Annotated in this window: 11 protein-coding genes and 2 pseudogenes; 3 read left to right on the top strand and 10 right to left on the bottom strand. The window is 42.0% G+C overall.

Features of this window, described 5'->3' with window-relative positions; genetic code table 11:
* The first annotated feature begins 34 nt into the window (after window positions 1-34).
* Together ACED60_RS22810 and ACED60_RS22805 are read left to right on the top strand one after the other, a co-directional pair.
* Window positions 35-397 (top strand): H-NS family nucleoid-associated regulatory protein, encoded by a 363-nt coding sequence (locus ACED60_RS22810; RefSeq protein WP_069595600.1) that lies wholly within the window; start codon window positions 35-37, stop codon window positions 395-397.
* Window positions 398-639: 242 nt separating this feature from the next.
* Window positions 640-2,025, top strand: coding sequence for a GGDEF domain-containing protein (locus ACED60_RS22805; protein ID WP_017096766.1), 1,386 nt, complete (start codon window positions 640-642; stop codon window positions 2,023-2,025).
* A gap of 77 nt (window positions 2,026-2,102) precedes the next feature.
* On the opposite strand, the gene ACED60_RS22800 is transcribed toward ACED60_RS22805, so the two are convergent.
* From ACED60_RS22800 to ACED60_RS22765, 8 genes and pseudogenes are all read right to left on the bottom strand, one after another.
* Window positions 2,103-2,426 (bottom strand): hypothetical protein, encoded by a 324-nt coding sequence (locus ACED60_RS22800; protein WP_240798311.1) that lies wholly within the window; start codon window positions 2,424-2,426, stop codon window positions 2,103-2,105.
* A 10-nt stretch (window positions 2,427-2,436) separates the two neighbouring features.
* Window positions 2,437-2,568: pseudogene (locus ACED60_RS22795) on the bottom strand (IS5/IS1182 family transposase); the annotation flags it as partial.
* A 27-nt stretch (window positions 2,569-2,595) separates the two neighbouring features.
* Window positions 2,596-2,991 (bottom strand): transposase, encoded by a 396-nt coding sequence (locus ACED60_RS22790; protein ID WP_102258085.1) that lies wholly within the window; start codon window positions 2,989-2,991, stop codon window positions 2,596-2,598.
* Between the two features lie 474 nt (window positions 2,992-3,465).
* On the bottom strand, window positions 3,466-5,496 hold the full coding sequence (locus ACED60_RS22785) for an ATP-binding protein (protein WP_017100853.1): 2,031 nt from the start codon (window positions 5,494-5,496) through the stop codon (window positions 3,466-3,468).
* Window positions 5,496-6,731 (bottom strand): ABC transporter substrate-binding protein, encoded by a 1,236-nt coding sequence (locus ACED60_RS22780; protein ID WP_017097881.1) that lies wholly within the window; start codon window positions 6,729-6,731, stop codon window positions 5,496-5,498. The genes ACED60_RS22785 and ACED60_RS22780 overlap by 1 nt, the downstream gene beginning before the upstream one ends.
* A 148-nt stretch (window positions 6,732-6,879) precedes the next feature.
* Entirely contained in the window at window positions 6,880-8,067 is a 1,188-nt protein-coding gene (locus ACED60_RS22775) for an EAL domain-containing protein (protein WP_017097882.1), read from the bottom strand.
* Window positions 8,068-8,076: 9 nt separating this feature from the next.
* Entirely contained in the window at window positions 8,077-12,336 is a 4,260-nt protein-coding gene (locus ACED60_RS22770; protein ID WP_241909560.1) for a CHASE domain-containing protein, read from the bottom strand.
* Between the two features lie 417 nt (window positions 12,337-12,753).
* Window positions 12,754-14,280 (bottom strand): annotated as a pseudogene (locus ACED60_RS22765) (IS3 family transposase).
* 1,396 nt (window positions 14,281-15,676) lie between these two features.
* Here ACED60_RS22765 and ACED60_RS22760 point away from each other — a divergent pair.
* Window positions 15,677-16,723 carry a replication initiation protein gene (locus ACED60_RS22760; protein WP_017099008.1) on the top strand — a complete coding sequence of 349 codons (1,047 nt, stop codon included), beginning with the start codon at window positions 15,677-15,679 and terminating at the stop codon, window positions 16,721-16,723.
* 191 nt (window positions 16,724-16,914) lie between these two features.
* Here the strand turns inward: ACED60_RS22760 and ACED60_RS22755 are convergent, their stop codons facing one another.
* Window positions 16,915-17,868: a ParB family protein gene (locus tag ACED60_RS22755; RefSeq protein ID WP_102258082.1), complete on the bottom strand. Its 954-nt coding sequence runs from the start codon at window positions 17,866-17,868 to the stop codon at window positions 16,915-16,917.
* A 1-nt stretch (window position 17,869) separates the two neighbouring features.
* Window positions 17,870-19,117: a ParA family protein gene (locus tag ACED60_RS22750; RefSeq protein WP_017098231.1), complete on the bottom strand. Its 1,248-nt coding sequence runs from the start codon at window positions 19,115-19,117 to the stop codon at window positions 17,870-17,872.
* Between the last annotated feature and the right edge of the window lie 284 nt (window positions 19,118-19,401).

Below are 19,401 nucleotides of genomic sequence, written 5' to 3'. Positions count from 1 at the left end.
AGCTGATCAGATCGTAGGTTCTTGATTTAGTTCCATTGAATTACGCAACAAAGCCCTTAATATCCGCTCGCTTCGGGCGTTCTCTCGTGAATTAACACTTGAGGAACTTGAAGAAGCACTTAAGAAGTTAACGACCGTCTTTCTTAAACGCCAAGAAACAAAATTCGCTGAAATCGTAAATCACATCAAGGTTGATGTTGAAGCTCTCATAGAAGCTCTATCAGGAAAATCAAAAAAGAACACAAAAGGTAAACGTAAGCCTCGCCCTGCTAAATATAGATACACCGACGGGAACGGCAGAGCACAAACATGGACTGGTCAAAGTCGCACCCCTTCCATAATTCAAGAACAGCTTGATGCTGGTAAATCACTTGATGATTTCTTGATCGCGAAATAGTCGCTTCTTTCCCCCCTCCTGCAGTAGGAAGATTTGATCTTGTTGTTAACAACAAGATCAATATTCATATAGAAACGAAACAGAAGCCTTGTTTAAGTTAGTTCGATAGGCCTGAAACCGAAGGCGGGATCCCCATCCTTATTAATGATAATATTAAACGCAGTATTTGGGAAAAATCTCCTAGATTGAATCATTATCTATAAAAGTTAAGTCCTAAGACACCCAATGAAGGCGATATATAAATGGCAAAAAAAAAACGAGCACTCACTTCACTCACTCTTTTTTACAGCCAAGTTTTCTGCAAGGTGATTGCAGCTTTGTCTGTTCTCATTTTAGCTTCCTATCTTTTTGATATTAAATGGCTCTATCGACCAACAAGCCATGGGGCAGCTACGCATCCTATAACTGCTTTTATCTTTTTACTTCTTTCTTGCGCCTGTATTTGGCGGAAAAAGAGTCTGAAGATAACCAGAAGCCTCGTAAGCCTTGCTTTTTTCATACTTGTCATTCGTTTCTATCAACAAAGTACTGGAATTAATTTAATTGACCCTGTTCTAAGTTATTTCATCTTTTTTGATACCCCACTTCACGCAGAGTCTCCCATCGAGATGGGGTTTAATACATCAGTAATGCAACTTTTTGCTGTCATAGCCATTTTTTTCCTCTTAAATAGACGTCCTTGGTATCTAATACAAATTTTTGCCATTACCGCTATTTTCCTCCCATTTGTCTCAGCCGTTGGTTACGCTTATGGTATTGATTCATTTTATGGCCAGATGTCTCCGGTCACCACTATATTAGGGTTCTTTTTAACCATATCAATTTTTGGTCTCACAGCCCACCGAGGCGCACTTAAAACACTCTTATTACCTACTTTAGGAGCGAAAATAGCGCGTACGCAGTTAATCTTTGGGTTGTTATTTTGCCTAGCTGGCGGCTTTCTCACCACTTATATTTTGGATGATGAAACCAGCGGTTTTGCTATCTATGTAGTGGTGGTCTGTACGTATATCACCTTTACAATGCTGGCTAGTGGTATTACTTATGAGCAATTCGATAAACGTAGACGCCTCCTTGAAAAACAACTCCATAAATCCGCAATTACTGACCGGTTAACTGGATTGTATAACCGATCAGAGTTCGATCAAAAAATCCAAGCAGTATTTGAGCAACAAAACCTGAACCAGGAAATAAATAGTTTACTATTAATAGATATTGATTTTTTTAAGCAATTCAATGATACCTATGGGCACTTACTAGGGGACAAAGTTTTGCAGCTCGTCGCTAATGTTCTGAAAAACAATACACGCTCTTCTGATCTAGTTTGTCGTTATGGTGGAGAGGAATTCACTATTTTACTTCTTCAAACAGATCTTGAAATCGCCAGCAAGATCGCTGATAACTTAAGAATATTGGTGAGTGAACAAAACCTCACAGCCCCCCTAGAATACGAATCAGATCAGCAAGTGACCATCTCTATAGGATGCGCTAGCCTCTCACAAGCGGAGACAGTCAAAGAGGTGATTAAGCTAGCGGATAATGCTTTATATGAAGCAAAGAAACAGGGGCGAAATAGAATATGTCTCGCTCACGATAAGAGTGAACGCAAAACTTATGACAATTTTTAGCGGCATCGAGAAATCCTAAGAGCGGTTTTGTTGCGTAATTAAATTTAGAGATAGAGCTACCCCGTTTCGCATGCTTTTTAGTCAATACGACAAGTTTCAGGCATACCTAACCCAGTAAGCTTGTTCAACGCTTTTATCATCGCGTAAGTTTCACCCACCTGCGCATTGTAATTTCTTAAGCTCAATCGCCCTCCTAGCAACTGTTTAACTCGATACATCGCTGTTTCTGACAGTGAACGTCTGTGGTATCCATACCGCTCTTTCCAATACTTATGTGAGCCGTATAACTTCTGGCAACCCACGGCGAGATTTTGGGGGTGACCACGCTCCCAGAAGGTTGTTCCTTCTGACTCGCTTAATCTTAATAGCTGCGTGCCACGCTCTCGTGTCGTGAGCGCCATCACCAGACACCTCAAGGAGGCTTCGGCGTGTTTGTTTCAGTAAGTTAGGGAGGACTTCTCCATCTGTAACCGTCGATAAACTTAGCTCGGCTGCAATAATTTCATGAGTGCTTGTATCGACTGCAATATGTGCTTTCGCCATAAACCTTAAGGCCAGTAACATCAGTGGCTAGGTGCTGTATTGCTCCTTAAATGAGACCCCAACTTGCTTAGCTCTACGCTGATGCAGGTGTAATGTGGACAACTTAATGGAACATGGAAATCTAAATAGCGAGTCGACAAATCCTTGTAGCGCTCTCAGTGGCATAGAAAACACGCGTTTCACCATGAGTGCTGTCGTGATAGCCAAATCACTGAACCGACGTGGTCTCCCGCGCTTATTCTGTTTGCTTTGCGCCCAACCGCTTATCGCCTCTTCATCAAACCAAAAGGTCAGAGAACCACGGTTAATGAGTGATTGGTTGTATTGCTTCCAGTTGGTTGTTTTGTAAAGAGGTTTAGGAATAGGGCTGCGAGAGAGAGTGGATGTAGCTGACCAGATCGTAGGTTCTTGATTTAGTTCCATTGAACCACATTGGTTATATACTTACTCATAGCAAGCTACCCGCTCAAGCGTATGTGTTTAGCGCTGCCAATATTCAACGAGTCATGAAGAATTAAGGAATTAGCTGCCAAACCGCTACAATGACACTCGCTTCCAAAAGCAAAAGGTTCTCTATTTAATAAAAACTGCGGTTTATTTGCTTGGTTCCGAAATAATGTTTCACGAGTAAAGGCCTAAGTTAAGCCGGATAACCAAACTCGGCGACAAGTATGTACACTATAAGCTCATGGCGTTAGAACAGCGATTGTCAATCTTTTTGGGAAAAAACTGAGACAATGGTGTCGAGGAATTTTAGAAAGAGCTGGGCAATAGTGACCTCCCCGCAAAAACGCCCGGAGCATAAGATTACTGTTACACAACCAAACTGAATATGAAAACTATGCTTTTTATACCTAACATTTCTCTCTGTGCCCAAAGCTAGTCATGCAGATTAATTTATGGACTGTTGGCCTTTTCTACAGCTTGGTTTGACAGATATTGATTAAAGACCGAATCTAACACCCCCTCATTGACTGGTTTTGTGATGATTTCTGCGCAGCCAACCTCACGCATTTTAGTTAGGTTTTCCTCGAAGGCATCAGCGGTACAAGCGATGACGATGCTATCACTATAGGGTGAAGATAAAGCCTTAATACGTTTCGTAGCCTCAGTACCATCCATAATAGGCATATGGTTATCCATCATGATTACGTCATAAAAGGTTCTGCTCGCTTGCTCAAAACCTTTTTGTCCGTCAAGGGCAATATCACACTTAAAACCTCTTTTCTTTAGGAATTTAGATAGGATGATGCTATTTACACGATTGTCTTCAACAATCAAAGCTTTCAACCCTTCGCCATTAAATAACTTCATTGGTTCATTTATTTGCTCTCTAGGCTGTGATACAACTTTGACAGGCACGCAAATGATAAAGCGTGTCCCTACACCTACTTTACTTTCCAAGTTAAGCGTGCCATGCATAGTATCTACGAGCTTGGAAATAATAGTTAAGCCAAGTCCAGTCCCGCCAAATTTACGCGTAGTTTTCCCATCGCCCTGAGTGAATGGGTCAAATATCGTTGCTTGTTTCTCTGCGGGGATACCAATTCCCGTATCAGACACCTTAATTTCTAGATAATCGTTGTTATTCATTTGCGTGAGCCGGGTAGAAAAATGGATCTCCCCTTTTTGAGTAAACTTCCACGCATTATTGAGAAGATTAAGAGCTATCTGTGCTAACCGGGTCTCATCGGCAACTAGGTGTATTGATGTTTCAGAATAGGCCGTTCCTTCAAACGTTATACCTTTATCTAAGCATAAGGGTCGATAACTATTTTCAATTTTATTGTGTAGGTCAGCCAGTTTAAATTCAGAAAGATTAAGCGTCAGCTTACCAACCTCAATTTTAGAAAAATCTAGTATATCGTTGAGAATTGAGATCATATGGTGCCCGGAAGAGAGCAAGGTTTGTTCAAGCTCATGACGCTCATCTTTATTTTTACACTGTGTCAGCAGTTGAGCTGCCCCCAAAACCCCGTTCATAGGGGTTCTCAATTCATGACTAATAGAGGCTATAAATTGTGATTTAGCGACACTTGCGGTTTGGGCTTCAATGGCTACTTTTTTTAATCGGCGCTCAGACTTTTCTAGTGACTGATAAGGAGATATGAGGAGCTTTTTACCTGTAAAATAGACCAATATATATGTCAACGCACCAGCTATCGATAACGCAACGATGAGTGAACGGATAAATTGGTTACGATTGTTTTGATAGATAGCAGGGTTAATACTGTAAACTAAATCCAAGTCGTATCTAGGGAGGTATGTTGTATGTTGCGTCCAATCAATTGGGGGAGGCATACCCCAACTATTATCGCTTTGAATTAAACTTACTTGATATTGTTCGGAGAACCTCAACGGTGATAAAAAGGCGTCAATATCAAATGGCTTCACATACACAAGTAAACCTTCTAGAAAACCGTTGTACAGTATTGGAAGAGCAACCATTAAGTTATTACTATCATCTTGAAAGGTAAATACCCTAAACACACTCGATAGATCTCCTTGTTCAATCTTAGTGTGCAGTTGAGCGAACAGTTCATCCGGTAAGGTTAACTCTTGATAAATTGGGTCACCAAGAATATCCAAGATCACAATATAGTGCTTACCCGTCACTGGTTTCACGATTGCTAGTCTATCACTAATCTCTTGTGGTGTAGCACCCCCCCCTAAAGCGGTAGAAATCACCACTTGATGTGAGGCAATTTTCATCGCTAAATTTTCGGTATTATTCAGGGATTGGCTAATATAACTCTCTGCCGTACTTAGTTTAATTGAGGTATTGATTTTCTCCAGGTTTCTTATTGATTGCTGAGCTTGCTGCTCTAAAAGTCCATAAGTGATAAGAGCGAACACAACCATCGAGATAAACAAAAATACACCGTAAAGCTGAATACCACTGAGTTTTGGTCGAGTTTTATAGATCATTAATCTGCCTTATTAATCTTAGCTGAATCTAACAGCTTGATGGCTCCCACTTGAGTGTACCTCGCCATGCACAAATCATCGGCTCCTAGCGCCTCATGAGCATCAGGATGTGCCACGTCATAAACGCTAAATGGTTGTTCATACGTCTTTAGCAAACCTTGAACCGGTGTGTCCATCTGCTCCAACGCCAGCTTAAGTAGCTGTCGATTATTCACCATATCATCGGTGAGGGTGATACTTTGTGCGGCTTGAATAAATACTTTAGCCAGATCATAGCCATGCACAAAGCCAGCTGGGGCGTCAATAAAATCATTTGTAAACTTATCAGGGAATAGCGCCGTAGCTTGGCGGTATACCTCCTTCGATAGATCGTTCTCCGGAGAGCTATAAAAATTAAAACAAGATTGAACAAAGCTTAAGGCAGTTCTCTGGCGAGCATCAAATGAAACTCGCTGAGAGAAACCACCTCCGGTGATCCCCCAATGACTGAAAATTTTTGGTGGTTGTTCAAGATCAGAGAGAGCTTTGACTAATAAGGGGCCTTCTCGTGAATTCCCTACAAACAGGACACATTCAACGCCGGTTCGATTAAGATCGGCGGCTATCACACGAGCCAGAGCCTCGTCAATTCCCCAATTAAACCAAGTAACCCGAGCTTTTAAGTGTGTGCTGTGGTCGGCTACTGATTGGAAAATCGTTTTGTAATTAGACTTACCCCAAGGCGTTTTTTCTAATAATAAGTCAACAGATTGGCAACCATTATTGATTGCTGTTGAGACCAGTTTCCCCCCAACTTTTGTGTCGTCAACAGAGAGGCGAAATACGAAATTCTTCTCAGACGGGTAGCGAGTTATAGGACCGCCTGCAGCCCATGGCACCAAAATCAACAGTTCACTTTCATTGATATAATCGCGATATTTTATCAGGGGGGAAGAATGCAACCCGGCGAAGAAAACAATTCCATTAGGGTCTTTCTGGTAGCGCTGCATATTGAGCTTGCTTCGCGCCGTATTCCCACGATGGTCAAGTACTTCGAACTCTACTGGAATGCCAAAAAGTTGATTACCATGCTGAGAAAAAGCCGTTTTTACACCCATTTCTATTGCCTCCGCTGAGGCTAGATGCACGGTTCGATCCGAGTCTAGATATACTTTGAGAACAGAAGGGGCTGTTATAGCTGGCGTAGAGCCAACCACAAATAAGCCGATGACTGTAGATTTAAGCCATTTTTTCATTCCGTAGCCCCCTTAATATAAGTTATTGTTTTATTTGTGATTTGAATTCTAGTCTAGATATTTAGACTTGCAAATGATTTAGGAGGAAAAGTACGGCAGAGGTGCATAAGTGATTCAATATTGACACCATTTACTCTTGAATTGAGGGTTAGCTCTCGACGCCTTCCCATTCATCTAACCATCGAGATAAATGATTTTCAGACATTGGCTTGGCAATAAAGTAACCCTGTGCGACATCACACCCTATCTTACGTAAATACACCCAATCCTCAAGATCTTCCACTCCCTCAGCCACGGTCTGCATTCCTAATTGCTGGGCCATCTTGAAACTGGCTTCAAAAATCACGCGTAAAGACTTATTTTTATGGGCCCCATGCACAAAACTTCGGTCGATCTTAAGCTCACTGAATGGAATATCTCGTAACTGGGCCAACGAGGAATACCCCGTCCCAAAGTCATCAATAGATAAAGCAACACCTTTAAGTCGCAGTCGTGTCAGGATGTCCAACGCTAACTGCCGATCATTCATCAGCCGGCTTTCCGTTACTTCCAAGACTAAGTTTGACAATGGGACTCTAGCCTCATGTGCAATGTTTTGAATCTTATCTGGAAACTCCAAGGACGTCAGACTTTCCATTGAAATATTGATTGACATACAAAGCTTTGCGCCCACAGATTGCCAACGTTTGCTCTGTTCCAGAGCATTAGCTAAGACAACCATCGTCAAGTCATCTATCAGTCCATACTCTTCAACAAGTGGGATAAATTTATCAGGTAACACTAGGCCATCTTTAGGGTGTTGCCAACGTACCAAAGCTTCTACACCGACAATTTCACCATCTCGAAGCCTGACCTGTGGTTGGTAGTAATTGATTAGCTCACCTTGTTGAATAGCTCGACGCAGATCAGCTTCAGAATACTCTTTCAGGTCATCAAAACATTCCGTCTCTAGATGAGCGGCCTGATGCTCAATAATTTCTTTTAACTGAGTGGGACTAAAAGGCTTATGGAGACAACCAAAAATATTAAGTTGATAAGTGGTTGCCAGCTTTTTAGCACTGTCTAGAATGGCTTGTTCTTCACCACTCATCAAAATAACACCTCCCTGGTAGCCTATACGCCCCAAGTGACGGACAAACTCTACTCCGTCCATCTTTGGCATCTGCAGATCACAAAAAATTAGTTCTACCTCTTCAGGATGCATTTCTAATTTTTGAAGAGCATCAACAGCATGTTCATATTGATGAACAACAACCTTTTCATTCACAAAATCCTTTAATTGATGAGCAAGCAACTTCATTAAAAACGGCTCATCGTCAATCAACATTATCGCCATACACTTCTCCTATATAATTTTTTTATCAAGGTAGCAGATCACTTCCTCTTCCGTCTCTGCAAAACACTTATCTAACAGAGTCATGGTCAACTCCACCACTGCGACATCACCTATAGTACAAGCATTTTCAAGCTCGGCACACAAGTCACCTAATCTCATCGCGCCCACTGAACGAGATGAAGATTTGAGCTTATGAGCGATACTGCTCACTTCTCTAATATCCTTAGCGGAAGAAGCGGCTCTTAACTGTTCCTGCTGTCTTGTCATTAAACTCAAAAAATCAGTCAAAAAATCACACATAACAGCTGGCTCATTTCCGACAAGCTCAGCGAGCTTACTGACAGTCAATATTTCAGAGTCCCTAGGCTGTTCCTCTTCAAGTAATCCAAGTTCAGGCACTCCATTCTGGTTGGGCAACCATGTTTCAAGAGCCTCTTTAAGTAAATGAAGCTGGACAGGTTTTGTAAGGTAATCATTCATTCCTACCGCCTTGGCTCGACTCTTTTCACCTCTCAAAGCGTTGGCTGTCAAAGCTAGGATAGGTTTTTGTGCCCTCTCCAAGTTATCCTGTCGTATCGCTTCCGTTAATGCATAACCATCCATTTCCGGCATATGTAAATCCGTTAATAGCAACGCATAACTTCCCTCTTGCCAAAGTTGATAAGCCACCAATCCGTTCTCAGCAACCTCTGCCGCATAACCTAGTAGACTCAACTGTTTAAGGATGACTTTTCGGTTGATGCTATCATCCTCTGCAACCAAGATTAACCGTCCTTCTGCACGGGCTTGTGCCACACTCGGTGCCGCAGTTAACGGCAGAGACTCTTCCCCCACTTGATCAAGTATTATTTCAGGCGAAACAATTCCGGCAGCCACTGAAACAGACTGTAAAAACTCTTTTCGCCGCAATAGGTTACAATTTAGAGCAACAAATTCAGGGGATTCAAATTTCAGGGGCCGAGGCTGATCTCGAGTCATCAACAAGTGCCTAATATACCCACTTTCAATTCGTGAACTTTTCAATGTTTTCAGAAAAGCGATGGTAAGTTCCGGGACATGTTTTTGCGGACCAATAATTATAACGACAACCTCTTCAAGCAACTCAGCAATACGTAACGCTTCGGAATGGGTGCTAACAACTTGAACATTAGCACCCGAATGCTCGAGGTAAACTCGTAGAGCGTCAGTATCAAATACTGAGTTCTCAACTAGGATACACTTTGTCTCTGAGAGTAACGATAAAGGTGGTAAGATCTCTTTCTGATAAATTGCCAAAGGTAAGCTAACTGTGAACGTAGAGCCTTCTCCTAACTGACTGTTTACTTTAATATCTCCGCCCATTAAGTCCACTAAGCGCTTCGAGATCGCCAATCCTAACCCAGACCCCCCAAAACGACGCGTTGTGGATGACTCAGCTTGAGAGAAAGAAGTAAATAACATAGCTAAGGCATCCGACGATATTCCAATGCCGTTATCCTCGATATTGACAACCATTTTATTATCAACAATGTTCACGCGGACTGAGACGTCTCCTCGTTTTTCCTTACGACCACCACTAAACTTAATTGCATTACCAATTAAATTATAGAAAATTTGCCGCAACCGGATTGGATCAGACAAAATATAACTTGGAAAAATCGGGGCAATAAATAATTGCAAGTCAACCTCTTGCTTCTCAGAAACGGAGACAAGCGAGGAGCATACCCCTTCTATAAGTTCTTCGACAGATACCGGAAATTTTTCAAGATCTAGCTTACCAGCTTCAATTTTTGAGAAATCTAAAATATCATCGATGAGCCTCAGCAGGGCAAACGCAGAGTCATGAATAGTTTTAACTTCATCAACTTGATGGCACTCCAGCTGACTGTGTGACAAAACCTCTAACATACCAATAACCCCGTTCATTGGCGTCCGTATTTCGTGGCTCATTGCCGCCAAGAAAGCCGATTTGGCATGGCTTGCTTGTTCCGCCTCAATTCGAGCTTGCTCTAACTTTTCATTTGTTGACCGTAATGACGCTGTGCGTTCAGACACCCGTTGGGCAAGTTTTTTACGCTCCTGCTCTATGACAAAATTGGCCGCTTTTTGCTGCTTGGTTGCCTCCTCAAGTTGTCGTAAAGCCTGATGACGTTCGGTTACGTCCCTAACCATTGAAATACAACGCCTTTTCCCTCCAGGTAGAAAAATGTACTGAAGATTGACTTCGACTGGAATGAGATGACCATCTTTATGTTTATGAACAGTAGAAATATGGACAACCTGCTGTTCGCCATTTAACAAGGGTTCAAGCAACTTCCGGTAACGGTTTTCATCGAACTCAACTTTGAAATCAACGGCAGTAAGATCCAACAACTCTTCTCTGGAATAACCAAGTTGACAAACGGCACCTTCATTAACATAGCTGTGGCGAAGCGTTTCTGGATCAAAGATAAATGCCCCATCTTCAATGGCATTCAGCATAGCCATCGCTTCTTTATTTTTCCTCTCTGACTGAACACGCTGGGTAATATCCCGAATAGCGACGGCCACCTGCAAGCCCTTTTCCGACTCAACAGGGCTTAAACTAATGTCAACCGGAAAATCAATCCCCCCTTTACGTCTAGCCATGGTAGAGAGTTGCTCAACACGAGCTCCTTCACCCAATTCTTCATTCTCGAAGAAAGAGCTATTGATATTTGAATAAATACCAGGTAAAAATCGATCTATTAATTGGCCTTTAAGTACATCTTTCCCCCAATTAAAAACAACCTCAGAATGGCTGTTGGCCTGAGTAATACAACCCCCCCTCTCTATTATCAGTATGGCATCAGGTGCAAACTCAAAAATATCAATGAAACGACGTTCATGACGCCTATTTTCAGTTACGTCGTGCATAGCAACCACAGCACCTAGGCGCTTACCATCGAGATCACAAATCGGAGCTCCACTGGCCAAGACGAAGCGGGGACTTTGACCATTAGCGATTATGCAAAGTAGATCATTTTGAATATGCTCACCATTAAATGCTCTAAGCAACGGTATGTTTTCTTTCGCCATCGGTGTTCGCCCGTCACCTTCATATAAATTGTAATAATTACTCCAGAGTTCGGGGGGAATCTGTAATGGGTCAGATCCATGCCACTCTCTTGCTGTACGGTTAAATAAAGTTAAATTTCCGTCCGCGCCACAAGCCACCACCCCTTCACTCAAACTCTCTAAAAGCATTCGATTGAGCTCTTCTTGTCGCTTTAGTTCTTGAGTGCGTTCATTAACACGATTTTCTAACTCCTGGTTTAGGCTCTTAAGGGATCCTTCGGCTTCTCTCCTCGCCGAGGCCTCATGATGCAGCTTTTCAGTTGTTTGATGTGAAACAATCAACATCCGAAAAAGAAAAAAAAACAGAATACTTAAGAGCCCCCCAGTTCCAGCAACAATACGAGGCAGCGAAAAATCGAGACCGGCTTCAAACACGGGGGTAGAAGTATAGATGATCGTCCAATCTCGACCTGCAACATTAATCACCTCCGAGCGTCGAAATGTCGATATGAATTGCTCGTCCACAATACTTAAGGCGCTATTCCCGTCATACAGCAAACTATTAGGGGTGTCTTCTGCGCCATCATATAACCGAAAGCTTACCGTTGAGACGTTAGATTGAAGGATACCTTGCATGAGATCTCTTGCGCGGAATGGGCTGTAAACATAACCAACAAAGGCCTCCCTTCGCTCTTCAACTGTATCAGGGGAATAAAGCGTTTTGTAGATAGGTAAATAAAGCAAAAAACCAGCTTGTTTATCCTCAGTAATCTCCTGAACTAACTCAACCCTACCGGATAAAGCAGCTCTTCCTGTATCTCTTGCCGTAGACATAGCCTGACGCCGAACGGCTTCAGAATACATGTCAAAGCCAAATGCCTGCCGGTTGCGAGCATCAAAAGGCTCCAAATAGATAATGGCCGTGTATTCATCTCGCGCCCCCTTAGGTTTAATCTCATACTGAGGAAAACCTTCCGCCCGAACTTGCTGCACATGCGCCTCTTTATCTCGCGCCGAAATAGGAATTGAAACACCAATCCCCTGTATACCAGGATAATGCAAGCCAAGATTTAACTTATCGATATAATTCGCCCACTCCTCACGATTGACCTGTTCAGAAGCAGCAAATAGAGCAACGCCCCCTGAGAGGGCCTGTTGATAATTCAACATGCGATTTTGAATCAACGCTTTAACGTCTTGGGTATAATTAGTAAAACGGCTTTCAGCATTGCGTTCAACATAATTTCGTGCCATAGACCAACACGCTATTGTTGCACTGAGTGACAATATTAATATACTTAAAGATAGCTTTATGGCCCGAGGCTTCCCAGTCATACATACTCCAAATCAACGATTGACGACACGAATTCTTACGAAACCAGTAAAAGGACGAACAAACTAGAACCTAATTAATATAAATGTATATCCACTAGTTGTAGTACAACACCAAACATAAGGAAAGGGCTCTATCCGCTTAGATGAGCTTGATTGATTGGTAAAAGTTAGAGTGAGTTTCTAGGATTGAATTTTGTCTAATCTTCAATTTAAAGGGGATTGTCGCACTTATTATCTGAAATCGGGTGTAAACGAAATTCCATATTGATAATCTACAAAATTATAGCCTTGGGATTCCGGTGTTTTTCAAGGTAGTTGTCATCATTTTCTTGCTTATTAAGCAGCTTCTCTTTCTGGATTTAGGTGAATGTCACCAACAGGCGCACAGTTCCTGATATCACCAGACCACCGCTCAAGCTTTCGCTGTTTTGCTGCTAGCAATACCTCTACACGACGCTTCAAGATATCTTTATCTTTTCCATTGTGACGCTCTGAAGGCGTGACGTGACGTAATTTAGCTTACTCTGCTTATGCTCGGTGTTGTACCAGCGTACGAAGGCTTCAACCCAACTTCGACTACTATCGATTGTTTCAAAGCCCTTTGCTGGCCAGCTTGGCATGTACTTTCCTGTACGGAACAATGACTCGACATACGGGTTATCATCACTGACTCTTGGCCGGCTATACGATGAGGTAATACCTAACTCTTCCATTTTTGCTTTAAACGTCAGCGACTTCATCGGTGCACCATTATCTGAGTGAAGAACCAGTGCTTGATTGAAGCATTGCTCTCGCATCAACGTTCGTTGCAGAAGTTGTGACGCCAGCTCACCGCATTCATGCTCATACACTTCATAACCAACAATTTTTCGACTGTAGATATCCTCAATGACATACAGGTAATAGTGTTGGCCTCGAACCCTTGAAGGTAAGTGATTGATATCCAATGCATAAAATTGGTTCGAGTCCGTCGCTGTGTAACTGGTTGGCTTCGTTTGCTTCTGTCTGCTCCGCTGACGACCTCGTTTGTGAAGTTGCCCCTGCGTACTCAGCACTCAATAGTAGATCGACTCAGAGGCGATATACTCACCTCTCTCAAGCAGTGTCAGGACGATTTGAGTTGGAAGCAAGCTTGCGAACTCAGAGCGGTTACACACCTCACGCTCTTCCTGCGACAGCTTGTTAGCAGGCTCTGGTCTGATGCATATGGCCTTTTGTCAGCTTGGACTTCACCTTACTGATACCAGCGACGATACGTTCTCAAGTCAATTTGAACTTCATGGCAAGCTGGCTCTAAACGGCATCCGCATTGCTTCGCTTCAAGGATAATCGTCACTATGGTCTGCCTTTCATCGGTTGAGGTTAGTCGTCCTCTGGCTCTTCCCCGTAAAAGGCTCTCAGCTTTTTTCTTAGTACCAAGAGGGCGGCCGTTTCAGCGAGTGCTTTTTCTTTGAGTCGTAAATCTTTCTTCAACTCTTTGATTTCAAGTTTGTCAGCTTTAGCCTGCTTCTTTGCTTCAGCTTCCCGCTCTTTACTCGACTTAAACCCTTGCATACATTCGCGGCGCCAGCTTTGGATTTGTTCTGGAAAAATACCTTTTTCACAATCATATTGGTTGAGTTCACTTTCTATCATTGAGTTGGTTTTAGCGATAATGGCAAGTTTAGTTTGAGCAGACCACTGCTCTGATGAAGTGTTGGTATTTGGGACGGCGGCTCCTGAATGTCTGAGTTGCTGGCGCCAATGATACAGGGGCGCAGTGCTAATTCCTTCGTCTTCTGACACTTCTTTAACTGACATCGAATATGGAGGTAATAGCTTCTTCAATATAGCTTCTTTTCTTTCTACTGAGATACGAGACACAATTACTCTTTATCGCCCAAACTGGTTAAATTCTAACAGTGACAACTACCCTGCCAGATAGAGATAGTGTACGGTTTCGAGAATGACTTCAGAGGGAAAGTGGCAGCCTTTAAACATGACGATTCAGAGTGTTGAGTGGAAATTGAACAAATCCTAACCTAAAGCTTCAAAGTTTGCGATAGAACCATTTTCAGGTTGTCGAAGAATTGTGTGGGCAAGTTGATGTGGAAGTTGGCCATATTTCAGCAGATAAAATATACGATACCGATGACGTCTATGACGCATTAGCGAGCGAATTTCCAGAAACTGACATAGCGATTCCTCCCAAAGAAAATCTGTATGCTGACGACGCTCATAACCCTAAAAGGGTGAGCAATTTGGTGGTGTACTCTGCATTAAGTCCCACGCGCAGGCAAAAGACAAAGCAGTATGGAAAACGGAATGTCTCAGATAATGCAATGTAGCGTTACAAAACAATTATTGGCCCCAAATTACACAGTAGAGACTTTAACAATCAACAACAGGAAATGATGCAAGCAGCATCAATATTAAATCGATTTATGCAGCTTGGTATGACCGAGAGCTATCGAGTCGCCTAATGACATCAAAAGACAAAGTGGGTTGATTACGGAAACAAAGCCACTCAGAAGTGGCTGATGAACCGTACTTTTTGTCGCCCCAATATACAACGAGATTAAAAGATCTCCCTCAGATCATATATTGAAGGTTTCTAAACCTAGATTTGTGTATGGACAACTTTCGTGAGGAACGAGCGAATAGTTGTCCATACACAAATCCGACAAAGCAACGGCAAAGCGTTGCCCGTCAGGTTTATGCATTCGTTACTCTCTATGGCACCAATACTTACGGAAATTGGAAGTCCGTAGTAGGAAAGTAGAAAAACATTGATCGATGAACGTTAAGCTAGTTTTTCTAATATTCTTTATTTTATGTGGATAAGTAGTTTTTTTATTTACTAAATTGAGTTTATCCACATTATCCACAATCTCTATAACAGTATATAACCTCTATATGATCTATAATTTATATAAGATCTATAATTGCTAAAAAACACTTTAAAATCATAATGATATTGAGGTTTTGGCAACATATTATTAGTGTGATTGATCTTGTAGTTAGTCTTGTTGATCTTTTAATTAGTCTGGGGGTAACAAGAAATTAGTGTTATTGATCTAAATTTTAGTGTGAAGGTTACATTTTTTTAGTGTCCAAACAGACTTTATCCCATAAGTCTTGATATTGAGTGTTTCATTTTAGTATTTCTATTAAGGTTACAGGAATTTAGTCTAAAATTGTGAATTACGTTCTTGAGGTTACTGAAATTTAGTCTTATCCTTGTACTACACTAATAATCTGTTACCTGAAACTAATTACTATGACTGACCATCGACAGTTGATCACAACTGAAGACTACCGTGAATTGCCTAATGACTTTTTTAAGAAAAGCCATGCTTTAGTTTTTAGCCAGCTAGGACTGACGGCGAGAGAGCATGATACATTTGCACTCTTCCTCTCTCGACTACACGAAGACCATTGGGTTGCGTATCAGGAAGGTCGACACGTATACGCACCTGAATATACGTTTCAATCTGAAGTGTTAAAGGAGTGGTTTGGTCTTTCAGCAAAGCAGCTTTATCCAACATTAAAGCCTATGGCTAAAAGGCTCTCATCGCGCAAAGTAGGCTTAATGAACGATGCTGATCAAGAATTTGATTTTATGCCTCTTTTTAGTCGAGTTGCGTATAAAAAAGGGGCGCTAATTATGGTGCCTAACGCTGAATTAATGGATGCTTATCTTGCTCAGTCAGCTGGCCACGCTCAAATTAACCATTTATCTTTTCGTAGTTTGAAGTCAGAACATTCTAAGCGCCTTTACACTATTCTATCTCGCTTTAAAAAGCCTGGAATGAAGTTGCATGAGCAATCGATAGCGCAATTACATGGTTTATTCGGTCTCTTAGATGAGCAAGGGAAGTTAACCAAATCCAGTTATACCAACAACAAGGTCTTCATGGAACGATGTATTCGTAAGCCAATCGAAGAGCTTGCTTCTAACGAAGAAGTGAGAAAAGAGCTAAGCTTTTTGGTTGATGAAGAGTCTGGATCGTATGGTTATAAAGCTCGTTATCGAGGAAAGAGTATTGTTGCGCTTGAGTTCCTTTTCCAATGGAAGCAAAAAAGTGACAATAAAGGTGAGGCATTGGAAAGAGCAAAGTTAGCTGAAGAGCTAGCACCTGATAACCCGATGTTAAAACTCGCAAAAGAAGCCTTTAATATTGTACTTTCATACCCTGTCAATGGTGAGTTAAGTAAACACCATAAACTCGCCATTGAAAGTGTTAGGATGGGTATTATCGTAATGCCTGCAGATATGCAGTTTGATTCTATTTTCTATCACAGGTTAGAGTTAATGGAATTATGATTTTCAGGTAACAGATTTTTAGTGTTTTGCAGCTAACACTAAAAATTTGTTACCTTCAGTGATACTGATCTCAAGTTTTATATTCATCAACTTTGTTATGACATCTAAATAATGAGGTGGTTTGTTGTTAATAGGGCAAAACAACCCCCATTGTCCCCATTAAAAACCCCGCTCATTGGCGGGGTTGTTATTTACTTATCTTGCACTTTTTCAGAAACAAACCGTATGATATCGTCATACACATCAACGGGCAATCTACTCAATTCAATCTTAAGCCCCCGCTTATCACTGCTGTGAGATACCTTTGCATACTTGTTCTTGTCATCGAACAGCGCTAATGGTTTAGTCTTCCAGCTTATTTTATCTTTACCCTTTAAAAGCTTCGACTCCATCTGAGCAAGAACTTGCTTTTGTTTATCTTCTACAGAGACTAAATTATCTACATCCACCTTAAGTGAACTGATGAAATGTGCCGTTGTAGTACCTTCTTTATCTAACTGCTTTTCCACTTTAGCCAGCTTAGCGTAGTAACCATTTGGGATCCCTTCGCAATCAGGAAAGACCTCAATCAAACGCTGATCAACTGATGCTGCAGCAAAGCGCTTTCGGCAAGTTTCACGTCCAATATTCAGATAGTCAGCTAGTTCATCGAGCTTCGTAAAGCCTTGTGCTTGCATCACGCTTTTGTAATCAGCTCCCAATTCTCGGTAAGACAAGCGCTTTACAGATTGAGTAGTTTGAATAAAAGCGAGCAAATCAGCTTGGTCGATCTCCCCTTCAATAACCCATAGAGGTAAATCTTTTTTAGCATGGATGCAAGTGAAACGGCGACGTGAGCTATCAAGTAACTGGTAAGTGCCCTGCCCGTCTTTGGTCGCGACGCCTTCAGTATGTACGCCCTCTTCCTGAACGCTTGGTAATATATCACGCACAGCATCAAGCGTAAGCGAATCTTGGCGACGTGGATTTAAAGGGTGAATTGCAGTTTTAACTTCAAGTTCATCTGATTTAACCACCACTCTTTCTGCAGTGGCTGTTTTACCGCTAGCAAACGTGAATGTTTTTTTAGGGGGTTCGGCTTTAACTCGTTTTCCTAATTGATTGCCTTGGTTAAAGCCGGTTCGCTTGTCTTGAGGTCGTAACATGTTATAGCCCTTTTGTTGCTAGCTGCTTAATTTCAGTGATGAATTGGTGGTACACGGCATTCACCGATGTCATAGCTAAATCAAATTGTTTACCACTACAAATCTGCTCTGATTTTCGAATATCCAGTACTGTACGGTTGCTTTCCGCAGCCGCGACAAACGCTTCAGAGTGACGGATCGCTGTTGATAATAAATGCCCTTGCGCCGCACGCAGCAATTTATCAAACACTTTAACTTCATGAGCGCTCTTCTCATCGAAGTTCACTGGAAGCAATTTAGCCCACTTTAAATTTTTTCCTTGTGATGGTAATGCTCTAAATGTACCTGGCATAGTGGCCATGTAGTTACTCGTTGAGGCAAAATCAAACTCTCGTGGGGTGACTGGAATCAAGACCGCATCAGCCGCCTCATTCACTGCCCAGAGAATTGGAGAGTTCTGTGGGGGCGTATCGATGAAGATTAGGTCGTACTCTTCTTTAAGTATGGGTAAGATTTTTTCACGCAACACACTCAGCAAATTCCGTTGACCTATTTCATCTTGCCCCCAGTAAGAATCGACAAAGCGTTCGTCTGATGGGAAGGCAGGAATCACATCTAAGTTAGGGAGGTGAGTCTTAAACGGAATCGCTTTAACTAACTCGTCATAACGGTAGTCATTAAGGTATTGAGAAAAATCACCTTCGGGCTCTTGGCCTGCTAGCGCGATATCAACAGCTGTCATGTAGACTGATTCATCGTCGGCTTGATGAATCAGGTTTTGGCCTGTTGAGCCTTGGGGATCTAAATCTATCACTAGGCAGCGTGCATTAAGATTAAGATCAAGCGCAGCAGTGGTCGCTAGGGTTACTGTCGTGGTGGATTTGCCAGTGCCCCCTTTATGGTTTTCCACTACAACGGTTGTCGGTTCAAAGCGCTGGTTGTACTTAGGAAAGTTCATGAACTCCATCATATTGGCGACGTCGAAGCGATTATACAGGTGAGTGCGTCCTTGGATAATAGGAGCGCCAACGACGCCCTGCTCGGTTGCTTCATCTATTCTAGAATTGAAGGTCACACGAGATAAGCCAAACAGCTCTTGAAGCTCTTTCTTCTTCAATGAGTGATTATAGATAAGCCTATCGACACTCCCCTCAATTTCTGTATCAGTTACTTTGATCTGCATACGCTCTTTGATAACGGCTTTCAGATCTGACTGCTCTTGCTGCATACGTTCACAAACAAGTTCTAATGAATCGATGATGGTGGTCATTGGGTGCCCTTAATGCCTTAATTTCATGTAACCAATATAAAGCACTAAAGATACAAATTAAACCTTTTAAGAATATTTTTAATTAATAAAGGTTTAAGTTTGATGGGTGTCTAAACGGGGACAATGGGGGTTGTTTTCAAAACAACCTTATCAAATTACTCTGAATATTATTCTTTCATCTGGTTTAACAGTGGTGGTGCACGAGACTTAATTAAGGGCAATAAGTACGTATTTGAGAGAGCACTAGACGTGATTTTAAAAGAGCGATCTGCTATCGGCGTTGG

The organism is Vibrio sp. 1F279, from assembly GCF_041439815.1.
Lineage (GTDB): Bacteria > Pseudomonadota > Gammaproteobacteria > Enterobacterales > Vibrionaceae > Vibrio > Vibrio tasmaniensis_A.
The sequence above is the reverse complement of the archived record's forward strand: the minus strand, read 5'-3'. Positions and strand labels throughout refer to the sequence as shown.

Coding starts and splice junctions, on each gene's coding strand:
- ACED60_RS22775 (WP_017097882.1), bottom strand. CDS start 8,067: ATGGCGATAATGTTGATTGACGATGAGCCGTTTTTAATGAAGTTGCTT.
- ACED60_RS22750 (WP_017098231.1), bottom strand. CDS start 19,117: ATGACCACCATCATCGATTCATTAGAACTTGTTTGTGAACGTATGCAG.
- ACED60_RS22770 (WP_241909560.1), bottom strand. CDS start 12,336: ATGGCACGAAATTATGTTGAACGCAATGCTGAAAGCCGTTTTACTAAT.
- ACED60_RS22755 (WP_102258082.1), bottom strand. CDS start 17,868: ATGTTACGACCTCAAGACAAGCGAACCGGCTTTAACCAAGGCAATCAA.
- ACED60_RS22805 (WP_017096766.1), top strand. CDS start 640: ATGGCAAAAAAAAAACGAGCACTCACTTCACTCACTCTTTTTTACAGC.
- ACED60_RS22760 (WP_017099008.1), top strand. CDS start 15,677: ATGACTGACCATCGACAGTTGATCACAACTGAAGACTACCGTGAATTG.
- ACED60_RS22790 (WP_102258085.1), bottom strand. CDS start 2,991: ATGGAACTAAATCAAGAACCTACGATCTGGTCAGCTACATCCACTCTC.
- ACED60_RS22785 (WP_017100853.1), bottom strand. CDS start 5,496: ATGATCTATAAAACTCGACCAAAACTCAGTGGTATTCAGCTTTACGGT.
- ACED60_RS22780 (WP_017097881.1), bottom strand. CDS start 6,731: ATGAAAAAATGGCTTAAATCTACAGTCATCGGCTTATTTGTGGTTGGC.
- ACED60_RS22800 (WP_240798311.1), bottom strand. CDS start 2,426: ATGGCGCTCACGACACGAGAGCGTGGCACGCAGCTATTAAGATTAAGC.